The following is a 3,058-nucleotide window of genomic DNA, read 5'->3' as shown; positions in this document are numbered from 1 at the left end:
CAAGGCTGCAACCCACCTGGCACAGGAGTCATTGGCCCGAAACAGACAGTGGGAGCGGGCTTGCCCCGCGAAGCGCCGCGCGGGCGGCGCTCGATCTCACAGGCGCAGAAAATGTTGTGGCGGACACTGAATGGCCTTCACCCTATCTCCCAGCCCGCCCCAGCCGGTATGGCTGACAAGGCGTTTCGTATAAGATATCCGCACCGCCTGATTGCTGGAATTTCCCGTGCCGCTGCCGTCTTTCAAAGCTACCGACCTGGGTGCAACGCCCTCGATGTCGGAAATTATCGCCACGCACCTGCGCGAGGCGATCATCTCGGGGCAACTCGCCGAAGGCGAACCGGTGCGCCAGGATGAAGTGGCCCAGGCCTTCAACGTCAGCAAGATCCCGGTGCGCGAAGCCCTGAAGCGCCTGGAAGCCGAAGGCCTGGTGGAGTTTCAGCGTAACCGCGGCGCCCTGGTTACCCGCATCTCGGAGCCGGAGCTGGCGCAGATGTTCGAGGTGCGGGTATTGCTGGAAGTGCAGGCGATTCGCCTGGCAATCCCTAACATGACCGAACAGCACTTTGCCCGCGCCGAAGCCATTTGCGCAGAATTTGTCGGTGAAGACGACGTCGGCCGCTGGGCCGACCTCAACTGGGCGCTGCATGCCTGCCTGTACGAACCGGCCAGGCGACCTTACCTGATCGGCCTGATCCGCTCGATCCATGACAAGGTGGAACGTTACCTGCGCATGCAGATGAGCTTGTCGGCGGGCAAGCAGCGCGCCGACCACGAGCACCGCGACATCGTTGCTGCGTGCCGTGCGCGGGATGTGGAGCTGGCGGCGCGGTTGATCGAAGAGCACATCAATGGGGTGTGCCAGAGCCTGTACGAGCACCTGCCCCACAACTAGGCACTGGGGGTGCTGTGCGCCCCAATCGCCGGCAAGCCAGCTCCCACAGGTCATCACAATGCCCGGGCCTGTGGGTTGCGCTGTCGCGTAGAGAACTCAGTTCGCAAGCGGTCCGCATACCCTGTGTGTGCGGCTTTAGCCGCGAAGAATCCAACGCGGTGCATGGCACCGGCTGCGCCGGTGTTCGCGGCTAAAGCCGCACAGTGTCCCTACTAACTCAATTAGTTATGTGCAGTTCTATGAGAGCTGGCTTGCCGGCGATTGAGCTGCGCAGCAGCCCCCTCACCCCCTCTCAGTGATCACCGCCGCAGCAGAGAATGCTTGGCTTCGTTCTTGCTTCTCTAGATATCGTATACGAAATACCATATAAGGATTCAGCGGCGCCGGTTTTGCCAGCTCCGCGCTGCCTACTCCTTCTTCCAATAATTACGTATCGGAGTGCAAAACCATGGCCACACCCTCTTCGGCGGCATCGGTGAATGTCGCAAAAACAGCAGACAAAGCCCCTGCGGGCATCAAGCGTGTGGTAGCTGCGGCCATGGCTGGCGCGGTCGCCGAGTGGTACGAGTTCTTCCTTTACGGCACCGCCTCGGCACTGGTCTTCGGCCAGTTGTTCTTCCGCCAGACCGGCAGTGCCATGGACGGCATCATTGCCGCCTTCGCCCTCTACGCCGTGGGCTTTCTCGCCCGCCCCATCGGCGGCCTGGTGTTCGGCCACTACGGCGACAAGGTCGGCCGCAAGCATCTGCTGCAGATCAGCCTGATCGTGGTGGGGGTAACTACCTTCCTGATGGGCTGTCTGCCCACTTTCGAGCGCATCGGCTATGCCGCACCGGTCCTGCTGGTAGTGCTGCGGCTGATCCAGGGCTTTGCCTTCGGCGGCGAATGGGGCGGCGCGGTGCTGCTGGTGTCCGAGCACAGCCCGGACAACCGCCGTGGCTTCTGGGCCAGTTGGCCGCAGGCGGGGGTGCCCGCCGGCAACCTGATCGCCACCATCATCCTGCTGCTGTTGTCGTCCAACCTGAGCGAGGCGCAGTTCCTCGACTGGGGCTGGCGGGTGGCGTTCTGGTTCTCGGCAGTGGTGGTGCTGATCGGTTACTGGATCCGTACCCGGGTTGACGATGCGCCAATCTTCAAGGAAGCCCAGGCCAAGCAGCAGAAGCTGGAAAGCCAGCAACTGGGCGTGGTGGAGGTGGTTACCAAATACTGGCGCGAAGTGCTGATCGGCATTGGTGCACGCTTTGCGGAAAACATCCTCTACTACACCGTCGTCACCTTCTCCATCACCTACCTGAAACTGGTGGTGCACAAGGACACCTCGCAGATCCTGCTGCTGATGTTCGGTGCCCACCTGCTGCACTTCTTCATGATCCCGGCGATGGGCTACCTGTCGGACATCATCGGCCGCAAGCCGGTTTACCTGATCGGCGCCGTGCTCACCGCGTTCTGGGGCTTTGTCGGCTTCCCGATGATGGACACCGGCAATGACTGGCTGATCATGGCAGCGATCACCTTGGGCCTGGCCATCGAGTCGATGACCTACGCGCCCTACTCCGCGCTAATGGCCGAACTGTTCCCCACCCACGTGCGCTACACCGCCTTGTCCCTGTGCTACCAGGTTGCGCCGATCCTGGCCGGCTCGCTGGCACCGCTGATCGCCGTGACCTTGCTGAAGGAATACAACAGCTCCACGCCTATCGCCTGGTACCTGGTGGCTGCAGCGGCCATCTCGATCGTGGCCGTGGCTGCTGCCAAGGAAACCCGCGGCAAGTCGCTGCGCGCCGTTGACGAAGAATCCGTGGCGCGCAATGCCGGCCGCTGAACAACCAACAAGAACGACACACATTGAGGTAACGACCATGAGCAATATCTTCAACGGCACCATGCCCGCCCTGATGACCCCGTGCACCGCCGAACGCAAGCCGGACTTCGACGCCCTGGTACGCAAGGGTCGCGAACTGATCGAGGCCGGCATGAGCGCCGTGGTGTACTGCGGCTCGATGGGTGACTGGCCGCTGCTGACCGAGGCCGAGCGCCAGGAAGGCGTGGCGCGCCTGGTGGCCGCCGACATCCCGACCATTGTCGGCACTGGCGCGGTGAACACCCGTGAAGCGGTCTCGCACGCCGCCCACGCCGCCAAGGTCGGCGCCGCCGGCCTGATGG

3 protein-coding genes are annotated in these 3,058 nt (G+C 62.8%); all 3 read left to right on the top strand.

The features are described from left to right. Positions 1-274: 274 nt before the first annotated feature. Positions 275-895 carry a GntR family transcriptional regulator gene (locus ACIP1G_RS31920; RefSeq protein WP_400744626.1) on the top strand — a complete coding sequence of 207 codons (621 nt, stop codon included), beginning with the start codon at positions 275-277 and terminating at the stop codon, positions 893-895. A gap of 448 nt (positions 896-1,343) precedes the next feature. Further along, positions 1,344-2,717 carry a fosfomycin efflux MFS transporter AbaF gene (abaF, locus tag ACIP1G_RS31915; protein ID WP_400744624.1) on the top strand — a complete coding sequence of 458 codons (1,374 nt, stop codon included), beginning with the start codon at positions 1,344-1,346 and terminating at the stop codon, positions 2,715-2,717. A 37-nt stretch (positions 2,718-2,754) separates the two neighbouring features. Then, positions 2,755-3,058, top strand: a 304-nt coding sequence (locus ACIP1G_RS31910; RefSeq protein WP_400744621.1) for a dihydrodipicolinate synthase family protein, incomplete at its 3' end; no start/stop codon positions are given.

The sequence above is a fragment of the Pseudomonas sp. NPDC089392 genome (assembly GCF_044749595.1).
Classification (GTDB): Bacteria; Pseudomonadota; Gammaproteobacteria; order Pseudomonadales; family Pseudomonadaceae; genus Aquipseudomonas.
Note: the sequence above shows the minus strand (reverse complement) of the source record. Positions and strands in the feature narration are given on the sequence as shown.